At 37.5% G+C, this 21,146-nt stretch carries 22 protein-coding genes; all 22 read left to right on the forward strand.

Annotated elements, in window-relative coordinates; translation table 11 throughout:
* Window positions 1-384 precede the first annotated feature (384 nt).
* Complete coding sequence (gene rnmV, locus KS419_RS00045) at window positions 385-954, forward strand: ribonuclease M5 (RefSeq protein WP_217064051.1); 570 nt, start codon at window positions 385-387, stop codon at window positions 952-954.
* Window positions 944-1,828 carry a 16S rRNA (adenine(1518)-N(6)/adenine(1519)-N(6))-dimethyltransferase RsmA gene (gene rsmA / locus KS419_RS00050; RefSeq protein WP_380086260.1) on the forward strand — a complete coding sequence of 295 codons (885 nt, stop codon included), beginning with the start codon at window positions 944-946 and terminating at the stop codon, window positions 1,826-1,828. The genes rnmV and rsmA overlap by 11 nt, the downstream gene beginning before the upstream one ends.
* Window positions 1,829-1,876: 48 nt before the next feature.
* Complete coding sequence (gene yabG / locus KS419_RS00055) at window positions 1,877-2,743, forward strand: sporulation peptidase YabG (protein ID WP_217064053.1); 867 nt, start codon at window positions 1,877-1,879, stop codon at window positions 2,741-2,743.
* A gap of 252 nt (window positions 2,744-2,995) precedes the next feature.
* On the forward strand, window positions 2,996-3,268 hold the full coding sequence (locus KS419_RS00060; RefSeq protein WP_217064054.1) for a Veg family protein: 273 nt from the start codon (window positions 2,996-2,998) through the stop codon (window positions 3,266-3,268).
* A gap of 226 nt (window positions 3,269-3,494) precedes the next feature.
* Window positions 3,495-3,674 carry a small, acid-soluble spore protein, alpha/beta type gene (locus KS419_RS00065; RefSeq protein ID WP_217064055.1) on the forward strand — a complete coding sequence of 60 codons (180 nt, stop codon included), beginning with the start codon at window positions 3,495-3,497 and terminating at the stop codon, window positions 3,672-3,674.
* Window positions 3,675-3,846: 172 nt separating this feature from the next.
* Window positions 3,847-4,716, forward strand: a complete 870-nt coding sequence (ispE, locus tag KS419_RS00070; RefSeq protein ID WP_343215002.1) for a 4-(cytidine 5'-diphospho)-2-C-methyl-D-erythritol kinase — start codon at window positions 3,847-3,849, stop codon at window positions 4,714-4,716.
* 74 nt (window positions 4,717-4,790) lie between these two features.
* A complete protein-coding gene (gene purR, locus KS419_RS00075; RefSeq protein WP_217064057.1) occupies window positions 4,791-5,621 on the forward strand; it encodes a pur operon repressor in 831 nt (276 codons plus the stop codon).
* Window positions 5,622-5,788: 167 nt separating this feature from the next.
* Entirely contained in the window at window positions 5,789-6,076 is a 288-nt protein-coding gene (spoVG, locus tag KS419_RS00080; protein WP_013486683.1) for a septation regulator SpoVG, read from the forward strand.
* A gap of 532 nt (window positions 6,077-6,608) precedes the next feature.
* A complete protein-coding gene (gene glmU, locus KS419_RS00085; protein WP_217064058.1) occupies window positions 6,609-7,970 on the forward strand; it encodes a bifunctional UDP-N-acetylglucosamine diphosphorylase/glucosamine-1-phosphate N-acetyltransferase GlmU in 1,362 nt (453 codons plus the stop codon).
* Between the two features lie 78 nt (window positions 7,971-8,048).
* On the forward strand, window positions 8,049-8,999 hold the full coding sequence (locus tag KS419_RS00090; protein WP_217064059.1) for a ribose-phosphate diphosphokinase: 951 nt from the start codon (window positions 8,049-8,051) through the stop codon (window positions 8,997-8,999).
* A 144-nt stretch (window positions 9,000-9,143) separates the two neighbouring features.
* Window positions 9,144-9,788: a 50S ribosomal protein L25/general stress protein Ctc gene (locus KS419_RS00095; RefSeq protein ID WP_217064060.1), complete on the forward strand. Its 645-nt coding sequence runs from the start codon at window positions 9,144-9,146 to the stop codon at window positions 9,786-9,788.
* A 165-nt stretch (window positions 9,789-9,953) separates the two neighbouring features.
* The gene (pth, locus tag KS419_RS00100) at window positions 9,954-10,511 is read left to right on the forward strand and encodes an aminoacyl-tRNA hydrolase (protein WP_217064061.1); all 558 of its coding nucleotides are present in this window, start codon (window positions 9,954-9,956) and stop codon (window positions 10,509-10,511) included.
* A gap of 82 nt (window positions 10,512-10,593) precedes the next feature.
* On the forward strand, window positions 10,594-10,824 hold the full coding sequence (fin, locus tag KS419_RS00105; protein WP_217064062.1) for an anti-sigma-F factor Fin: 231 nt from the start codon (window positions 10,594-10,596) through the stop codon (window positions 10,822-10,824).
* A gap of 112 nt (window positions 10,825-10,936) precedes the next feature.
* The gene (mfd, locus tag KS419_RS00110; RefSeq protein WP_217064063.1) at window positions 10,937-14,488 is read left to right on the forward strand and encodes a transcription-repair coupling factor; all 3,552 of its coding nucleotides are present in this window, start codon (window positions 10,937-10,939) and stop codon (window positions 14,486-14,488) included.
* Window positions 14,489-14,937: 449 nt separating this feature from the next.
* On the forward strand, window positions 14,938-15,477 hold the full coding sequence (gene spoVT, locus KS419_RS00115) for a stage V sporulation protein T (RefSeq protein WP_217064064.1): 540 nt from the start codon (window positions 14,938-14,940) through the stop codon (window positions 15,475-15,477).
* 189 nt (window positions 15,478-15,666) lie between these two features.
* Window positions 15,667-17,280, forward strand: coding sequence for a putative polysaccharide biosynthesis protein (locus KS419_RS00120; protein WP_217064065.1), 1,614 nt, complete (start codon window positions 15,667-15,669; stop codon window positions 17,278-17,280).
* 18 nt (window positions 17,281-17,298) lie between these two features.
* The gene (gene yabN / locus KS419_RS00125; RefSeq protein ID WP_217064066.1) at window positions 17,299-18,789 is read left to right on the forward strand and encodes a bifunctional methyltransferase/pyrophosphohydrolase YabN; all 1,491 of its coding nucleotides are present in this window, start codon (window positions 17,299-17,301) and stop codon (window positions 18,787-18,789) included.
* Between the two features lie 2 nt (window positions 18,790-18,791).
* Window positions 18,792-19,058: an RNA-binding S4 domain-containing protein gene (locus KS419_RS00130; RefSeq protein ID WP_217064067.1), complete on the forward strand. Its 267-nt coding sequence runs from the start codon at window positions 18,792-18,794 to the stop codon at window positions 19,056-19,058.
* A gap of 92 nt (window positions 19,059-19,150) precedes the next feature.
* A complete protein-coding gene (gene yabP, locus KS419_RS00135) occupies window positions 19,151-19,459 on the forward strand; it encodes a sporulation protein YabP (RefSeq protein WP_217064068.1) in 309 nt (102 codons plus the stop codon).
* Window positions 19,456-20,058, forward strand: a complete 603-nt coding sequence (gene yabQ, locus KS419_RS00140) for a spore cortex biosynthesis protein YabQ (RefSeq protein WP_217064069.1) — start codon at window positions 19,456-19,458, stop codon at window positions 20,056-20,058. Before yabP ends, yabQ begins: the two co-directional genes overlap by 4 nt.
* Before the next feature lie 6 nt (window positions 20,059-20,064).
* A complete protein-coding gene (locus tag KS419_RS00145; RefSeq protein ID WP_217064070.1) occupies window positions 20,065-20,451 on the forward strand; it encodes an FtsB family cell division protein in 387 nt (128 codons plus the stop codon).
* A gap of 72 nt (window positions 20,452-20,523) precedes the next feature.
* A complete protein-coding gene (locus tag KS419_RS00150; protein WP_217064071.1) occupies window positions 20,524-20,946 on the forward strand; it encodes a S1 domain-containing RNA-binding protein in 423 nt (140 codons plus the stop codon).
* Window positions 20,947-21,146: the final 200 nt, after the last annotated feature.

Consider the following 21,146-nt stretch of genomic DNA (forward strand, 5'->3'; position numbering starts at 1 on the left):
GAGCGCAGCCATTGCCATACAAATAAAAGGAACTGAAAAAGTGGTTTTAAACTTTTTCAGTTGCTTCTTAATCGCTGCGGGGCACTTCGGAAGTGCCAACCGAAGTCAAAGAGCGGACTTCTAGTTGTCATTCCTGCACTGCCCTACGCTCGTGACCATAGGCGCTTGCGCTTTTCTTATTGTCTAGCTCCACCGCCTACTCGCTGCGGGGCACTTTGTAAGTGATCTTAGGCGCTTACGCTTTTCTTATAATATGATAATATGATGGTTATGTGACAGTTAAACTAAAATTAATTACTCAATATATTAGACGTACTAAGATTAAAAATGTTTCATGATTTTTACAAAAATGATAAAAAAATTACGGTGAGGAAGGATAATATAATGAATCCAATCAAGGAGATCATTGTTGTAGAAGGAAAAAGTGATACAAATGTATTAAAAGCAATTATTCCGTGCGATACAATCGAAACAAATGGCTCAGCAGTACATGAGGAAGTGATTTCACAAGTGAGACTAGCGAAAGAGAGAAGAGGGGTAATTATTTTTACGGATCCTGATTATCCTGGGGAGAAAATAAGAAAAAAAATTGAAGATGCTGTACCAGGTTGTAAACATGCATTTCTTCCGAAATCTGCAGCTATTGATATACGTAAAAAGAAAGTAGGTGTGGAGCACGCATCAAAAGAAGAGATTTTAAAAGCATTACATAATGTGAAGGTGTCAATAATGGAGGAATTCCCATCAGAGATTACAAAGGATGATTTATACTCAGCGGGATTAATTGCTGGTACAGGGGCGAAAGAGAAAAGGGAAAAACTAGGGGATATTTTAAAAATAGGATACACAAATGGTAAACAGTTGTGGAAACGATTAATTCAATTCCAAATTACTAAATCGGAGTTTGAGAATGCTTTACACCAGATAAGTAGGGAGTTAGAAAATGATGAATGAAAAAGACATCGCTACACCGAAAAGAACGAAACAAATTTTGGATAAGTACGGTTTTTCATTTAAGAAAAGCCTAGGGCAAAATTTTCTCATTGATACGAATATCCTCCGCCGAATAGTGGATACAGCAGAACTTACAGATAATACTGGAGTTTTAGAAATAGGTCCCGGGATAGGTGCTTTAACAGAGCAAATTGCCAGGAGGGCAAAAAAGGTTGTTGCATTTGAAATCGACCAAAGACTTTTACCCATCTTGAAGGAAACATTATCACCGTATGAACATGTGAACATCATTCATCAGGACGTTCTTAAATCCAATGTAAAGGAAGTTATTGAAGCAGAATTTGATAAAGGACAAGATCTTGCAGTTGTTGCAAATCTTCCATACTACGTAACCACACCCATCCTTATGAAATTGTTGGAAGAGAAACTTTCTATTCGAACAATAGTTGTCATGATACAGAAAGAGGTAGCTGAACGGATTGCTGCTAAACCGGGGACTAAAGATTACGGATCGCTGTCTATCGCAGCACAATACTATGCTAAGGCTGAAACTGCCTTTATTGTTCCGAAGACGGTCTTCGTTCCTCAACCAAATGTAGACTCGGCTATACTTAAACTAACATTGAGAGAAGTGCCACCTGTGGATATTATGGATGAAGATTTCTTTTTTGAGGTTGTTAGGGCATCATTTACACAACGGAGGAAGACGATACTAAATAACCTTTCAAGCCATTTTGTAAATAGTTTTACAAAGAAAGATATGGAATCATGTTTAATGGAGGGGGAAGTGGACCCCAAGCGTAGAGGAGAGTCCCTTTCTATGGAGGAATTCGCAATACTAAGTAATCTCCTTCTAAAGAAAGGTATTGTGTAGCAAGTAAAGGCCTTTTTGCATAATTTATCGTGTGAGGAGGCGTCTGTCATGACTAGGATTAAAGTGGGTCAAATTGTTGGAAGGGCTTCATACAATTGTGACATTATTTTTCGTGTGAAAAATGTAGAAGGGGATGTAGCAGAATTATGCGGTGAGGACATGCGGCTTGTCGCAGATGCTCCAATTAATGATCTAGTAATTATTAAAGAACAAGATAGAAAAAAAATACAAATAAAACAAAAACAAAAAGAAGAAAACTGCTATCAGTTATTCCGTCAAGACCGAAAGCTGATAAGGGAACGAAGTGAATATGAAGTTACGTCAGGATATACAAAAAAGAACAGCTATTTCGAAGTTCCGGGAAAAGTCCTTCATCTTGATGGTGATCCAGTTTATTTAAAAAAATGCACCCAAGTATATGACCGTCTTGGAGTACCGGTTTATGGTGTTCATCTTCAAGAAAAAGAAATGCCATTACAAGTGGCATCTTTAATTGAGATGATTCGACCGGATATATTAGTCGTAACAGGGCATGATTCTTATTCTAAATCCAAGGGCGATGAAAAGGATTTAAAAGCTTACCGAAACTCAGGTCACTTTGTTGATACTGTAAAAGAGGCCAGAAAAGTAATACCGTATATGGATCACCTTGTTATCTTTGCAGGAGCGTGTCAATCCAACTTTCAATCGATACTAAAAGCTGGGGCTAATTTTGCCAGCTCACCAGATCGTATAAATATCCACGCACTAGATCCAGTATATGTGGTTTCTAAAGTGAGTCTAACACCTTTTATGGAGCGGGTTGGAATTTGGGATATTTTAAAAACCTCATTAACAGGGAAACAAGGGTTAGGTGGAGTCGAAACAAATGGAGCATTAAGGAGAGGCATGCCTCAATATATTGAAGAAGAATAAATGCAATGGAGCAATCGAAAAAATATTCGGTTGCTTCTATTGTTATTTGTCAAAAAAGATCAAAAATTAGCAGATCATAAGGAATCGATACAAAAAATAGCTACATAATTTTCTGATTTTAGTGCAACCTAAAAAATGTTTAAAAAACAGGAAAAATTAATTGACACAGAGGGTGAACCATTGTTATAATTTTAGTTTTGTTTGACGTGAATTACTATTTGTGTTATAATTAGGACAAGTGAGGTGTAGTGGATGGCTAAAACATTAATCGAGATTAAAAAGTCTCTAGATGAAAATGTAGGTAAAAGGATTACGATTCAAGCAAATGGCGGTAGACGGAAAATGATTGAGCGTAGTGGTTTATTGGAAGGAACGTATCCTTCTGTTTTTACCATTAAGCTTGACCAGGATGAATATGCAGTGGAACGTATTTCGTATAGCTATACAGACATTTTAACGGAGACAGTAAAACTCACTTTAGACGAAGACAGTTTGGTTCAGATGGAAGCTGTGGAAAAGGTATAATATATTATATTTGGAGCGATTACTCAAAAAATGATTAACTCTGAAATGAGTTTTTTTGGGTAATCGTTTCTTTATGTACATAAAAAATAAATTAAATGAAAACTACGAAACGAAAAACTTCCCTGACTTTCAGTGGCCTCGACTTACACCAACATTTTTTATTTGTATAATAAATGATAAAGGACATACTATATCATGTCGCATGAAATGGAAGGAGATGTTGCCGATGGCCAGAAGACGAGGAGTAATGTCAGATCGTTTTAAGGAAGAACTGGCAAAAGAACTTGGATTCTATGACACTGTCCAACGGGAAGGTTGGGGTGGCATAAGGGCGCGGGATGCTGGGAACATGGTAAAACGTGCCATAGAACTAGCTGAGCAACAGTTATCCAGCAACAAACAATAATGCGACAAGGTGCTGAGGGGAATTTTTACCTCAGCATTTTATTATGTTAAGGAAAAGTTTTTATTTATATAGGGTTTATCAAGTTGTAACAAGTTCATATTAAAGATATCTAGTATCGTATGACAACAAATGGTAAAATAACGGGAGTAGATTTTGCGTATTAAAGAAGCAGGTGAAGATAATGCAGATAAATGTAAAAGCTCCAGCAAAGATTAATTTAACATTAGACGTATTAAGAAAAAGAAAAGATGGTTATCATGATGTGGAAATGATAATGACTACAATTGATCTTGCAGATCGAATCCAATTAAATTCATTAGAAGAAGATCGGATTATTGTAGATGTGACTAAGGGATATGTCCCCTGTAATGATAAAAATCTAGCGTACCAGGCTGCCAAGTTACTAAAAGATCGTCTTGGTATAAAAAAAGGTGTTTCCATATTTATCGATAAGCAGATCCCCGTATCTGCAGGCTTGGCAGGAGGAAGCACAGATGCTGCAGCCGTTTTACGAGGGTTAAATCAAATGTGGAACCTACATTTATCGGTGGAAGAGTTAGCGGAAATCGGGTTACAAATAGGATCCGATGTTCCTTTTTGTGTTCATGGCGGTACTGCAATAGCAACCGGCAGAGGAGAAAATTTGGAATTTTTACCGGCTCCACCACCATGTTGGGTTATTCTAGTAAAACCTCCCCGTGGAGTTTCAACAAAGGATGTTTATGAACGTATTAAAATTGATAAACTAAACCATCCTGATACTCCAGGAATGATAAGAGCAATTCAAGACCAAAATTTTCCGGCAATTTGTAATAGTCTACAAAACGTTATGGAGGATGTAACTTTCCAGCTATACCCAGACGTTCATATGATTAAGAATCGAATGATACAGTTTGGTGCAGACGGAACGGTAATGAGTGGAAGTGGGCCAACAGTGTTTTCTTTAACTCAAAACGAATCTAGAGCCTACAGATTGTACAATGGCTTAAAAGGGTTTATGGAACAAGTGTATGTTGTGCGCCTTTTAGGAAGTGAAAATTGAAATCTTCTTGTTAAAACCGTACATAAGTGATATATTACAGTTAAAATATTCGGATTTTAGCGTGGAGGTTAAAGATGAAATATCGAAGAAGTGGTCGTTTAGTTGATATGACAAATTATTTCTTGTCTCACCCCCATCAACAAATTCCATTAACTTATTTTTCAGAAGCATATAAATCAGCAAAATCTTCCATTAGTGAAGACTTGGCAATTATTAAAGAAGTTTTTGAAGTAAGAAATGTAGGGACATTAGAAACGGCAGCGGGAGCTTCTGGAGGTGTTACCTTCATCCCAAGGGTAGACATTTATGCAACAGGAAATTTAATAGATCAATTATGTGAAAGATTAGAGGATCCAGAACGTTTACTCCCTGGGGGTTACATTTATATGATGGATGTTATTGGTGACCCTTTGCTTACACAAGATCTAGGCAGAATATTTGCTTCCAGGTTTCGCAGTGCCAAGGTGGATGCTGTGATGACAATGGCAACAAAAGGCATACCTTTAGCTTATGCAGTAGCAGCACATTTGAATGTACCAGTAAGTATAGTTAGACATGAGCACCGGATTACGGAAGGCTCTATTGTCAGCATAAATTATGTATCAGGATCAAAAAAACGGATTCAGACGATGTCCTTGGCCCGGAGAAGCTTGAAGCCAAATTCCAATGTTCTCATCATTGATGATTTCATGAAAGCGGGAGGTACTATCCGGGGAATGATGGACCTTGTTCAAGAATTTCAATCCAATGTTGCCGGGGTGGGAGTTTTGACCGAATCTATTCATGAAGAAGAAAAACTAGTGAACGAATATGTTTCTTTAACCAAGTTAACAGAAATGAATGTCAAAAGTAGAGAGATTAAAGTTGAACGTGGAAATCTATTTGATGACGTTTATCAAATTTAGTTGCCACTCCATTGCACCGTGTTGATTGTCACATATTGACAATCAGATGACATATTAGAATTTAAACAATCTTTTATGCTTTTTTTCTCAAAAAAAGAAGGATTATATAATCCTATGTAGAATGGTTGTAATAGATTTTATTTATTTGGGTAAAGGTGGTGGCAGATATGGAAGTAACAGATGTGAGACTTCGCCGTGTAAATACGGAGGGTCGTATGCTTGCAATCGCATCTATTACCATCGATGATGAATTTGTCGTTCACGACATAAGAGTAATCGACGGCAACAATGGCATGTTCGTGGCTATGCCTAGCAAGCGTACTCCGGACGGAGAATTCAGGGATATTGCACATCCGATTTCATCAAAAACCCGTGAAAAAATTCAGTCGGCAGTTTTGGCTGAATATGAACGTGCTGGTGATGAAGTGGAATTTGAAGAAGCTGGTGCATCCTAATCTTAAATCGAACCTAGCCTTTTTTGAAGTCGGCTAGGTTTATTTTTGTACTTTAAGAATTTTTAGCTTCACATAAGGATTAAAGTATATGATAAACTAAGCCTTTAACCATTAGCACTAGGCGAAAAGCAAAGTTTTTCTAAAAAGGTAAGAATGTATAAGATTTTGTACTTTAGCTCAAGTTGTCTAGCACCAGCGACGAGCGTTTACTACAGTGGCAGCACGCGAGCGATGCTGCCCTTCGAATATGCTTCGAGTTGCCACAGGACGTGGCGTTCTGCCCGATGAACGGACATACTTCAGAGCAATAATGCTATTAGAGGAAGAGGCACTGCCTTACGCTCGTGTTCATTATCGCTTGCGCTTTTCTTATGTAAAACCCCAACACTCCGAAATAAATTCATCTACAACCCTACTTTCAAATATTATTACTATTCCACAAAAAGTATTTTATTTTAGACTGGTCTAATCTTGAAAAGAGTTTAAATATAGGATATATTCGTAATGGAAAATAAGCCTTGGAGGGTAATATATGAATAAACGATTCGCAGTCATATTAGCTGCTGGCAAAGGTACACGAATGAAGTCTGATTTATATAAAGTATTACATCCTGTTTGTGGAAAACCAATGGTTCAGCATGTAGTTGATCAACTAAAGGGATGTCATGTGGAAAAAACGATTACTGTGGTTGGTCATGGTGCAGAGATGGTAAAGGATCAACTGGGGCAAGAGGTTTCGTACGTGTTACAAGAAAACCAGTTAGGAACAGGTCATGCGGTTATTCAAGCAGAGTCCATTCTAAGCGAGGAAGAAGGTACTACGGTCGTTTTGTGTGGTGATACCCCCCTTTTAACAAAAGATACAATCAATGCACTCATTGAAGAACACGAAGGAGTGCAGGCAAAAGCCACTGTTTTAACTGCAATCTCTGACGATCCCACTGGTTATGGCCGTATCATTCGAAGTAATGAAGGAAATGTTGAAAAAATAGTGGAACATAAAGATGCAACAGATATGGAACGTGAAGTGAAGGAAATCAATACAGGAACTTACTGTTTTGATAATAAATCACTTTTTCAAGCTTTAAAACGTGTAGGGAACGATAATGTTCAAGGGGAGTATTATCTTCCAGATGTCATTGAAATACTCAAGGGACAGGGTGAAGTAATTGCTGCCTATCAAACACCTGATTTTTCAGAAACAATTGGAGTCAATGATCGAGTTGCCCTAAGCATGGCAGAAAGTGTAATGAAAATGAGAATAAATGAACAACTTATGAGAGATGGTGTAACTTTAGTAGACCCAGAGAATACGTATATCACTCTTGATACATCTATCGGAAGGGACAGTGTCATACATCCTGGTTGTGTCATTAAAGGGTCTGTTTTAGGGGAGCGTTGTGTTGTTGGTCCACATTCTGAGATTGAAAATAGTAAAGTAGGGGACGATACAACCATTAAACAGTCTGTTGTTCACGACAGCGAAATCGGTGATCATGTTTCCATTGGACCTTTTTCACATCTTCGTCCTAAAACGCAGTTAGGTAACAGAGTCCGTGTAGGAAACTTTGTAGAATTGAAAAAAACGGTAATGGGAGAGGGAAGTAAGGCATCTCATTTAAGCTACCTTGGTGATGCAATAATTGGTGATGACGTTAATGTTGGATGTGGATCTATTACTGTTAATTATGATGGAAAAAACAAATACTTAACTACTGTTGAAAGTGGAGCGTTTATTGGATGCAATTCTAATTTAATTGCACCTGTTACGATCGGGAAGGGTGCATATGTTGCTGCCGGTTCAACAATTACAGATAATGTTCCAGGTGATTCTTTAGCAATTGCCCGGACGAGGCAGACAAATAAAGAGGGCTATTTGAATAAAGAGAAGTAAATCCAGTTTTTTCAAGAAGTATGTTATAACTGTTTGATCTTTCAGTCAACAGTTTAAAAGATGGAGGTATATTTACCAATGGTTCATTATAAAGATGATAATTTAAAGGTCTTTACGTTAAATTCAAATAAGGATTTAGCACATGAAATTACCGATCATATTGGTTTGGAAATGGGTAAAACATCCGTTGACAGATTTAGTGATGGAGAAGTTCAAATAAATATAGAAGAAAGCATCAGGGGATGTGACATCTATGTGATTCAGTCCACTTGTCAGCCTGCTAACGAACATATCATGGAGCTATTAATCATGATTGATGCATTAAAGCGTGCCTCTGCAAATACTATTAATGTCGTTATACCCTATTATGGATACGCAAGACAGGACCGCAAAGCACGTTCAAGGGAACCTATTACTGCTAAGTTAGTTGCAAACCTCCTTGAGACTGCGGGTGCAACTAGGGTAATCACACTAGATCTGCATGCAACACAAATTCAAGGATTTTTTGATATACCAGTAGACCAGCTTGTTGGAGTTCCCATTTTGGCAGATTACTTTCAGGAAAAAAATCTGCAGGATATTGTAATTGTGTCCCCCGACCATGGTGGAGTAGTCCGGGCGAGGAAAATGGCGGATCGTCTCAAAGCCCCAATTGCCATAATCGATAAGCGAAGACCGAAGCCTAATGTTTCAGAAGTAATGAATATTGTAGGGAACATTGAAGGGAAGACAGCTATTATTATCGATGATATTATCGATACTGCTGGGACCGTTACACTTGCTGCAAATGCAATGGTGGAAAACGGTGCAAAAGAAGTATATGCGTGCTGTACACATCCGGTATTATCAGGTCCGGCCATAGAACGCATTCAACATTCGAAAATAAAAGAACTTGTTGTTACAAACTCTATTCCTTTAAGTGAGGAAAAGAAAATAGATAAAATCACTCAGTTATCTGTTGGTCCGTTGCTAGGAAAAGCTATAATCCATGTTCACGAACAGCGGTCAGTCAGTGAATTATTTAATTAAATTTAGCCATATAGCTTTTAATTTAGATATACTAACGCCTATTTTTTAGTTTTTTTAAACTGCATGTTCAAAATACACGTTTCAAATTCTTCTTTTTGGGGAAAACCATTATAAGGAATGAAAAAAAGGATGAGGTGTATAGAAATGGTTGCAGTTTTACGTGCTAATAAAAGAGAGGATTTACGAAAATCTAAAATTAATAAGATTCGAAGTGAAGGGAAGATTCCGGGAGTCGTATACGGAAAGGTTTTTGGGAATGAACCAATATCTGTCGAGGAAGTCGAATTTATAAAGACTGTAAGAGAACAGGGAAAAACCGGTGTTTTTAAATTAGATTTGGATGGGAAAAAGACAGATGTTATGATTTATGAAATGCAGCGGAACCCACTAAAAAATGAAATCGTCCATGTGGACTTCTGTGCTATAGATATGAAAAGTGAACTGGATGCTGATGTACCAATTCAAATTATCGGGGAATCAACTGGAGTGAAAGAAGGAGGAGTTCTTCAACAAATTTTGTATGAAGTTTCTGTAAAAGCTCTCCCAGGAGAAATACCGGAATCACTTGAAGTAGATGTAACTAAATTAGATGTAAATGACACTCTTCAAGTAAAAGATTTGGCTACAGGGGCAAAATATGAAATTAATAACGATCCGGAAGAAACCATTGTTTCAGTACTGCCGCCGACTGAGCAACCGGACGAGCCAGAAGTTGGAGATGAACCAGAAGGAAAAGAGCCTGAACTTGTTGGCGAAAAAGAAGGAGAAGCAGGCGACAACGAAGAATAATATATAATAGAGGTATAGCCACTTAGGTTATACCTCTTTTAAACGGTCTAACAGTATACTAATTAAAGCATGTCTTAGCTAAAAGCGAGCTGTGACAAGGAGTTGAGAACTATTTTTAGAAACTTATTTAAGCGGACTAGCCCTGTTGAAAGGGAGGATTTAGATTTGAAACTCATTGTAGGATTAGGTAATCCAGGAATAAAGTATGATGGAACACGTCACAATATTGGCTTTGAAGTCATTGACCGAACGGTAGAAAAGTTCGGAATTGATTTAGATCAATCTAAGTTTAAAGGTATATACGGTTTTAAAAAAATTGGGAATAATAAATTATTTCTTTTAAAACCCCTTACATACATGAATTTATCTGGTGAATCTATCGTTCCATTGATGAATTATTTTAAAATTGAGAAAGAAGAACTATTAGTTATATACGATGATTTAGACCTTCCTCCAGGTTCAATCCGATTGCGGGAAAAAGGGGGGCACGGTGGACATAATGGAATTAAATCAATTATTAGCCAGTTAGGAACGGATGAATTTAAACGAATCAGAGTTGGTATTGGCAGGCCACCTAAAGGTCAGGCTGTACCTGATTATGTACTTGGACGATTTATGAAAGAAGAACAGATATCTATTGATGAAGCCGTTGAGAGGTCGTTAGATGCTATAGATAGCTGGACAAAAACATCTTTTATAAATGTAATGAACCAATATAATTAGTGTTACAATAATGAATAGAGTATTAAAGACCTGTTCATACTATTTAACAGTTGGAATGCATAGTATGAATGGGAGGACCATTATGGCAATTCATTATTTTTGTAGACACTGTCGCAAAAACGTCGGAAATTTAAGCAGCTATGAAGCGGATGATCAGCAATTGGGATTCAATCAGTTATCCGAGGAAGAACGAAAGGACATGATTGAGTATGATTCCGAAGGCCATCTACAAGTTAAAGTCATTTGCGAAGAATGTGAAAATACGCTTCGAAGGAACCCAGATTACCATGCGTATGAATCCTTTCTTCAATAGACGCTATTCGACAAGCTTTGGTGCATTGTACCAAAGCGTTTTTCTGCGTAGACAAGGTAGTTAGAAAACAATAAAAATTTTAATAGATTATTTTCTAAGAGGGGAGAGCGCCGTGAAAGGTTTAATGGATTCAATAATTCAAGGGGATGATGTGACAAGCATCGTTGAAGGAATAGAAGCAAACTTATCAGAGCAAATGATTTCAGGCTTAGCTGGTTCTGCTAGGTCACTTTTACTTGCATCTATTTTTAAAAAAACAAAGCGCTCACAATTAGTAATCACCCATAATTTATTTCAAGCCCAAAAGATATATGATGACCTTGTTTTTTTAGTGGGAGAAGATAATGTTTATCTATATCCTGTTAATGAATTGATTGCATCAGAAATAGCCGTTGCTAGTCCGGAAATGAGAGGACAAAGAATTGAAGCTCTGAATCGATTGGTTGCCAAAAAAGATGCCATTATTATTTCTCCGATGGCAGGAGTGCGTCGCATTCTCACACCTGTTGAATTATGGGACAATAGTCAGCTAAGTTTTGAGTTAGAAAAAGATATTAACTTAGAGGAGACACTAAAACAATTTGTTTTTATGGGTTTCAATAGAGTAGATATGGTATCTGCACCAGGTGAATTTAGTGTCCGTGGGGGAATTATTGATATCTACCCTTTGACAGAAGAGAAGCCACTGAGGATTGAGCTTTTTGATACAGAGATAGATTCCATTCGATTCTTTGATGTAGAAACTCAACGGTCGTTATCACAAGTTGAACATATTCAAATTGGACCTGCAAGGGAAATTCTTCTATTAGATGAGCACTTTGAAAAGGGTGCAAATAAATTGGAAAAGGCTTTGGGTGTAAGTTTAAAAACGATCAATGATAATCATGTAAGAGAAAAAATGGCAGAGCATGTGGGCCAAGAAATTACCTGGCTAAGAGAAAAAACGGCTTTCGATTCATTGTATAAATATATCTCCCTTTTCTATGAAAAGCGCTATACAATACTAGACTATATGCCAAATAATAGTACTATTTTTATTGATGAAGTAAGTAGGGTTCAGGAAATGGCAAAAAGCTTAGAAAAGGAAGAAGCAGAATGGTTAACCTCTATGTTATCTCAAGGTGCCACCGTCTCTAAATTGGAGTTATCAAAATCGTGGGATGAGATATTAAATGAAACAAGTCAACCTAGACTTTACCTAAGTTTGTTTTTAAGACACGTGCCTTCTACCAATCCGAAAAATATCATTAATATTCAAAGTAAGTCCATGCAAAATTTCCATGGTCAACTTCATTTATTGAAAAGTGAAGTTGACCGATGGAAAGATGCAAATTATTCCATAACATTTGTATGTGGGGACAAGGATAGAGCAGAACGCATGAAGCAAGTCCTTTCAGATTACGAGATTGATTCTGCCATTGTAGGAGATGACAAACCTCCAGTGCGTGGCCAGGCTCAAATAGTAACAGGTCAATTAATGACCGGTTTTGAACTGCCTATCCAAAGAATGATTATTATAACGGAAGAAGAGGTATTTACTAAAAAAAGTAGAAAGCCCAAACGGAGGCAAAAACTATCCAATGCGGAGAGAATAAAAAACTATTCTGAATTAAAAGTGGGAGATTGGGTCGTCCATATCAACCATGGAATAGGGAAATATTTAGGAATTCAGACGTTAGAAGTTGCCGGAATTCATAAAGATTATATGCATATTACTTATGCGGGGAATGACAAGCTTTATGTGCCAGTGGAACAGATTGATCAAGTCCAAAAATATGTTGGATCGGATGAAAAGGAACCTAAATTATATGCCCTTGGGGGTAATGAGTGGAAAAAAGTTACAAAAAAGGTTAAATCCTCTGTTCAGGATATTGCAGATGATCTTATAAAACTATATGCAGAACGTGAAGCAAGTGTTGGTCATGCATTTTCAAAAGATGGCACAGAACAAAGGGAATTTGAATCGTCTTTTGCATATCAAGAAACAGAAGATCAAATACGGGCAATTGAGGAAATTAAAATTGATATGGAGATGGATCGTCCAATGGACCGTCTTCTCTGTGGAGATGTTGGTTATGGAAAAACAGAAGTGGCATTGCGAGCGGCTTTTAAAGCTGTGATGGATGGAAAGCAAGTAGCATTCCTAGTGCCTACAACAATATTGGCACAACAGCATTATGAAACTATTCGTGAAAGATTTCAGGATTTTGCAGTAAACACGGGACTGTTAAGCAGGTTTAAAACGAGAAAGGAACAAAATCTAACGATTGATGGTTTGAATCGTGGAACAGTAGATATTGTCGTTGGAACCCATCGTATCCTATCAAAAGATATTAAATTTAAAGATCTGGGACTATTAATAGTCGATGAGGAGCAACGGTTTGGAGTAACACATAAAGAAAAGATAAAAACCCTTAAAGCTAATGTTGATGTATTAACGTTAACGGCAACTCCGATTCCAAGGACATTACATATGTCCATGTTAGGAGTTCGTGATTTATCCGTCATTGAGACCCCACCTGAGAATCGTTTTCCAGTACAGACGTATGTGGTGGAGTACAACGAAGCGTTGGTTAGGGAAGCGATTGAACGGGAAATGGCCCGTGGTGGCCAAATCTTTTTCCTCTATAATCGGGTGGAGGACATTGAAACAATGGCTGATAAGATTTCCATGCTCGTTCCAGATGCAAACGTTAGTTTTGCCCATGGAAAAATGACTGAATCTGAACTGGAAAATGTGATGCTTGATTTCTTAGAGGGAACTACTGATGTTTTGGTTACCACAACTATCATTGAAACAGGTGTAGATATACCTAATGTAAACACGTTGATTATAAATGATGCAGATAAAATGGGTCTGTCACAGCTTTATCAACTACGTGGACGTGTAGGTCGATCAAACCGAGTGGCCTATGCCTATTTTACACATCAAAGAGATAAGATCTTATCGGAAGTGGCAGAAAAGAGATTACAGTCCATAAAGGAATTCACAGAACTAGGATCAGGTTTTAAAATTGCCATGCGTGATCTTTCAATCCGTGGAGCCGGTAACTTATTAGGGGCAGAACAACACGGATTTATTGCATCTGTTGGCTTTGATCTGTATTCTCAAATGCTTAAAGAGGCTATTGATGAACGAAAAGATGGTCGCTCTACAGAGGAAAAGAAAGAGGCAGCAGCTCCAGAACTTGAGTTGGATATCCAAGTGGATGCGTATATACCAGAACAGTATATACCAGACTCGAAACAAAAAATTGATATGTACAAACGCTTCAAAAGCATCGATTCTCAAAGGGATATACTTGATTTACAAAATGAAATGATCGATCGTTTCGGAGATTATCCAGAAGAAGTTGCCTATCTGTTTTTAGTATCCAAAATTAAACAATATGCAAAACAGGAAGGAGTAATATCCATCGTCGAAAAAAATAATGTCTGTAAAATGACATTGAGTGAAGAATCATCATTAGCCATAGATGGATCAAAATTATTTACTCTGATTAACAAAATCTCCGACAAACTTAATTTATCAGCGAACGGTAATCAGATAACCATTCATTTAAAACGAAAAAACTTAGAGGATAAGAAGTATCTTACTATTATTGAACAAGTGTTAACCAAACTAGATGACGTTCAAAATGAAAAAATGGTCAGCGGAAAATAAGCATAACAAGAAAGGTTGTTGGAATTCTTTTCAACACCCTTTTTTTGAGAGATTAAAAAGTATAAGTTTTCTTATTGTCTAGCTCCATCGCCTACTCGCTACGGGGCACTTCGGAAGTGACAACTGAAGTCAAAGAGCGGACTTCTGTTGTCATTCCTGCACTGCCCTACGCTCGTGTTCATAGGCTCTTTCACTTTTCTTTAGTAGTTGAAAAAACCAATCTAAACAAAAAACTTCCAGTCAAGAAATCTTACTGGAGGAAGGAACTGACAAGGGTTTCAAGATAAAAAATTACTTGTCATTTTAAGACGCTTTCAATTTTCTTCATCAAATGGTGAATAGTTATCATCTTTCGTTGGATAATAAAGACAAGATTCAGCTATATAATACTTGCATATAGGCATCAAGCATCAACGTGATTACAACAAGGAAAGTGAGGCAGCGTAAGTATGAAAGCAACTGGAATTGTTAGACGTATTGATGATTTAGGTCGTGTGGTAATTCCAAAAGAAATTCGCCGCACGTTACGTATTCGCGAGGGAGATCCATTAGAAATATTTGTGGATCGAGATGGAGAAGTCATTTTAAAGAAATACTCTCCGATATCAGAACTGGGGGATTTTGCAAAGGAGTATGCAGAAGCTCTTTACGACAGTTTAAATCATGCTGTATTAATTGCAGACCGTGATACATATATTGCGGTTGCTGGAGGATCAAAAAAAGAATATCATAATAAAGCAATTGGTGAACTTGTGGAGACAGCAATGAATGAACGTAAAACATTGCTGGAATCTCAAGGAGGCGAGTATCAAATAGTAGGAGATGCAACAGAGCAAGTGAATGGCTATTGTATTGCACCGATCATTGCAAACGGAGATCCTATTGGTGCAGTCACACTTATCGCAAAGGACTCTGATGGTATGGGTGATGTTGAAAAGAAATTGGCTGAAACAGCAGCAGGTTTCTTAGCACGTCAAATGGAACAATAGAGGTAAGATAAATAGCCAACTGAATCTTTAGTAGTATTATTTTTAGAGGGCACATGTGATGTGTCCTCCTTTTATTTGTTCTGGATAATACCAATCCCACTTGACATTGCTCAGTACGATTCCACTTTCTGGAGATTCCTATGCTATAATAACATCACTTAATGTATTCAAATGTGGGAGAGAACTTAGGTGGATAGTACGAATGAAAAAACTAACTGGTTAAAAGGGGCCATATACTTATCGTTTGCTGCAATAATAGTAAAGCTATTAAGTGCCTTATATAAAGTACCGTATCAAAATATGACAGGGGATATTGGATACTATGTCTATCAACAAGTTTATCCAATATACGGTGTCGCTCTCGTTCTTGGTTCCTATGGATTTCCTTTAGTAATAGCTAAAATGGTGTCAGAGTGGTCGGACAGGGACAAAGACCTCTCCTCTTATATAAACCGATTAGGGATATTATTTATTTTTACATATCTTTTGAATGGATCTATTGGAATTGGCATCATTGTTTTCGCGGAATACATAGCTCAATTGATGGGAGATGTCCACCTTACACTTGCGGTAAGGTGGATGGGACTTCCATTCTTTGTTCTTCCAGTATTAGCGATAGGGAGAGGATATTATCAAGGTAAGACGAAGATGGTTCCTACTGCGGTTTCCCAAGTCGTTGAACAAGTCCTCCGGGTAATCGCTATATTGCTAATAGCATCATGGGCAATGAAGGGAAATCAACCGTACCTTGCTGGTGTTTCTGCCGGTGCAGGTGCTCTTATTGGAGGAATTGGTGGTGTACTCGCCCTATCTCTTTTTATAAAAAAAGATTTTTCTACTCTAAAATACATAGGCCTAAAGAAAAGGTTTTCGTTTCCTGAAAATTGGAAAGTTGATGTTAGAACTTTATTTATATCTGGTTTTTTTGTTTCCATTAGTGCTATGGCTTTAGTTCTTTATCAATTAGTAGATGCGTTTTCGGTGTACCGGTTGTTAGAAACAAATGGAATGGATAGTCATAGCGCTGCTGAACTGAAAGGTATTTATGACCGTGCTTGGCCAATTGTCCAATTAGGAGCAGTTGTTACCACTGTTTTTTCTTATGCATCGCTTCCGTTTGTCACGAAGGCACTAGCATCTAAAAACGATGGAGAATTAAAAAACCTGATTTCCCAATCAGTTAAAATTTGCTTTGTTTTCGGAGGTGCGGCATCGGTGGGACTAATTGCAATCATGCCGCATTTGAATTCAATGTTATTTGCAAACGGGGAGGGGACATTTTCCCTTCAACTACTTGCAAGTTCTGTCTTATTTTCCGCCCTATTTATGACTATTGCAGCCTTACTCCATGCATTAGGGAAGGCAGGTATTTCCTTTCTTATCTTGGTGGCAGGATTACTGGTAAAAATCATCTTAAATATTTTATTAGTTCCCACTTTCAGCATAGAAGGAGCAGCGGTTGCTTCTACCTCCAGTTTCTTTTTTCTTTCGTTTATGTCTATGATGGTACTTCGAAAAAGGAAGCTTATAATAGGTATGGGAAGACGTTTTTATGTAAAATGGTGTTTCGCGGCCTTTGGAATGTATGCCCTTATTACATTCGTTTATTTCATTTTAATATTTAGTAGTGATAATTATTTTATAATGTCCCGTACTCTTCATAGTTTGTTTACACTTTCCGGAGTAATGATTGGGGGAGCCTTTTTTATACTTGTTATTTGGAATATAAGGTTATTTGAGAAAGGGGAATGGGAGGCACTACCTAAGATTTCTAAAATTCTACCTTACAAAAAAAATGATTAGTGAATGGAGTGATAGAGAATGCCTTATCCAATTTCTATTTTAGGACTTGGCGGTGGAGATTTAAATCAACTTCCTTTGGGATTATATCGGGAATTAAAAGATGCTGAAACCATTTTTGTACGTACGCTGGATCATCCGGTTATGAAACAATTAATGGATGAAGGGATGGAGGTTCAAAGTTTTGACAGTATATATGAATCACATGACCACTTTTCCCGTGTGTATGAAGAAATAGTAAACCATCTCCTCACAGAATCTAAAAAGGGCCCAATTTTATACGCAGTTCCTGGGCATCCCCTTGTTGCGGAATCGACTATTCAGAAATTGATACAACTAGAGAAAAATGGAGATATAGAATTGAATATTCTTGGTGGTTCGAGTTTTTTAGATCCAATGTTTACGGCACTAAAGGTGGATCCCATCGACGGGTTTCAACTGTTAGATGGTACGAATCTCAGAAGGGATGAGATAGATATCCGTAAACATGTAATCATTGCACAAGTTTATGATAGCATGATCGCTTCAGAGGTGAAATTAACGTTGATGGAAAAACTGCCGGATGACTATGAAGTAACCGTGGTAACGGCTGCAGGAAGTAAAGGGGAATCTCTTCAAATGATACCTTTATTTGAATTGGATAGGGTTACAAATATTAGCAACCTAACTGCTATTTATGTTCCACCTGTACAGGAAGAAGAACTTCTCTTTCATGAATTTCACAAGCTTCGTGAAGTAATTGCAACTTTAAGGGGACCAAATGGCTGTCCTTGGGATAAAAAACAAACCCATGAATCTTTAAAAAGTTATTTATTAGAAGAAGCCTATGAAGTGTTAGATGCAATAGATGAGGGAAATGAAGACCACCTTGCGGAAGAGCTAGGAGATGTCCTTTTGCAAGTAATGTTACATGGGCAAATCGGGGAAGATGAAGGCTATTTTCAAGTGGAAGATATCATAAGGCACTTAACAGAAAAAATGGTTCGCCGACACCCCCATGTATTTGGGGATTCTGACGCAAATAATTCTGATGAGGTAATAAAACAATGGGAGGAAATAAAAAAACAGGAGAAAGGGGCAGTTCAAGGGAATGTTTCCCCTTCCATTCTGTCAGGAATACCTAAACATTTACCCAGTTTATTAAGGGCGTTAAAAATTCAGAAAAAAGCTGCAAAAGTAGGGTTTGATTGGGGAGAAGAAGCCCCCATGTGGATGAAATTACAGGAAGAGATTGCAGAATGGCTACATGAGATAAGAGCAGGAAACCAGAATTCTGCGGCGAATGAATTAGGAGATATCTTATTTGCGTTTGTTAATTTAGCCCGTTTCCATCAGATTGATCCAGAAGAAGCGTTGAGACAAACAAATGATAAATTCATTAGAAGATTTCAATACATTGAAAAAACTTTGGCACAACAGGGGAAAAATCTTGAAGAGCAATCCTTAGAGGTTTTGGATCATCTATGGGATGAAGCAAAGTTGTATGAGAGAAGAGAAAGAAGGGAGACTTAAAAATGCGTATAGATAAATTTTTAAAAGTTTCAAGAATCATTAAGCGAAGGACAATAGCGAAAGAAGTGGCAGAACAAGGTCGAATTCAAATTAATGGACAAACTGCCAAGGCAGGGGCAAATGTAAAAATTGGAGATGAGGTGGCCATTCGACTTGGACAAAAGCACCTTGTCGTCCGGGTAGATCGATTAGAGGAAACGGCTAGGAAAGAAGATGCCGCTACTTTTTATTCCATAGTAAAAGAAGAAAGAATAACAGATAATATTTAATTTTATTTGATGATATCTAATTTCTTACAGGCTTGTTCTATTTTTTATACCTCAAACATAGATATTAAGCAAAGCGTTTGAGGAGGGGTAGTATGGAACATTCCTATGACTATACAATGGGTGGACAAGGGCGAAAGCCGCAAGATCACCAGATAACAATGCGTGGAAGAAAAGTATTGGAAATAACAGGAGTAAAACAAGTGGAGAGTTTTGATAATGAAGAATTTCTATTAGAAACAGTGATGGGTTTCTTATCGATTAGGGGACAGCACTTGCAAATGAAGAATTTGGATGTGGATCAGGGAAATGTTTCAATACAAGGTAGAATTGATGACCTTGTTTATTTGGATCAACATCATAATGACAAGTCTAAAGGCTTGTTTGGGAAGTTGTTCAAGTGACATTAGATATCCAGTTTCTTTCTATGCTAGCTAGTGCTGGAACAGGAATAGTGCTTGGGGCGTCTTTTGATACTTACCGCAGATTTCTAAGGAGCCCTAAGCGTTTCCGATGGTCGTTAATAGTCAATGATATTCTTTTTTGGGTATTACAGGCACTCCTTTTCTTCTACGTGCTTCTTCAGGTCAATCATGGAGAAGTGCGATTTTATTTGTTAATTGCATTAGTATTGGGTTATTCCATTTACAGATCCCTTTTTGAAGGGATATATCAAAAAATGTTAGAAGGTGTTATACATTTTATCACCCGATTAACATTCATTGTCGTCAGAACGATAAAAGTCCTGGTTTTTAATCCAATAAAATGGTTATTGAAAGTAATCTTAACCTTAAGTATGATAATAGTAACTACTATTTGGAGAATTATATATTTTATCCTTCGAGTCTTCTTTTCTCCTTTTGTTTGGCTTTGGAATAAATATGTCCAAGCCTTTGGCATTCCGTTTTATTCCTCCTATCAAAAGGGAAAGAGTTTCGGACAAAAGGTAAAACGAAAGATAAAAGAAATATCCGACTGGTTAAAACGTGATGAGAAGAGGTGAGCTCTAATGGAGAAAGGGCATCGGAGTAATGTGAGAAAACTTTCATCGGACTATATGAATCGGCAAGTTCTTCTTCAAGAGCACAAGGTAAGGCGCAGAAAGGGTTTGATTCGCAGATTAACCGTTTTCGGCTTTGTTTTCATCATGATTCTAACATTTGCAGGTGTAACCATGTTTAATCAGAATGCCATTTTGGCAGAATTAAATGGCAAAAAGTCTGATTTGGAAAATGAGTTATTATATTTGCAAGAACAAGAAAGGAATTTAGCAGAAGAGATTGATCTGCTTCAAGACCCTGAGTATATTGCTGAAATCGCACGGCGAGACTTCTTTTTAACGAAACCGGGTGAGACATTATTCCAACTTCCACGCTCTTCCCAGAGTTCAGATTGACACAAGTCTTTTAATCTCTGTATAATATATATAAATGAATTTTTTAGATTTTTAAGGAGGAGCATTTTTTACATGTCCATTGAAGTAGGCAGCAAGTTACAAGGAAAGGTTACTGGGATAACTAATTTTGGAGCATTCGTTGAACTGCCTGGAGGCACTACCGGCTTAGTTCATATCAGTGAAGTAGCTGATAATTATGTTAAAGATATTAATGAGTTTTTAAAGGTTGGCGATGAAGTAGAAGTTAAAGTTCTTAATGTGGAAAGTGATGGGAAAATTGGTTTATCTATTCGTAAAGCGAAGGAAGCCCCCCCGTCCGAGAGACGTCCACAGAAAAGGGGATCACGCAATAATAATACTGGGAATAGACCACAGCGTGCAGTCTCATTTGAGGATAAAATGAGCCGATTCCTAAAGGATAGTGAAGAGCGACTCGCTTCATTAAAGCGCAACACGGAATCTAAGCGCGGAGGTCGAAGCTCCAAAAAAGGATAATACTTGCTGCTATTAATTATAAAAGTTGAAAATTAGAATAATAGTACACTTGCTCTTTGGAGCAAGTGTTTTTTTAATGGTAAGAAAGTTTTTGCACCTTCGGGCATTGTCTAGCACAAACGCCTACTCGCAAGGGAACTGAAAAAGTGGTGCTTTTCCACTTTTACAGTCCCTAAGCAATGAGCGTAGCCGTCGCAATC

This window comes from Evansella tamaricis (assembly GCF_019042215.1).
Lineage (GTDB): Bacteria > Bacillota > Bacilli > Bacillales > Salisediminibacteriaceae > Evansella > Evansella tamaricis.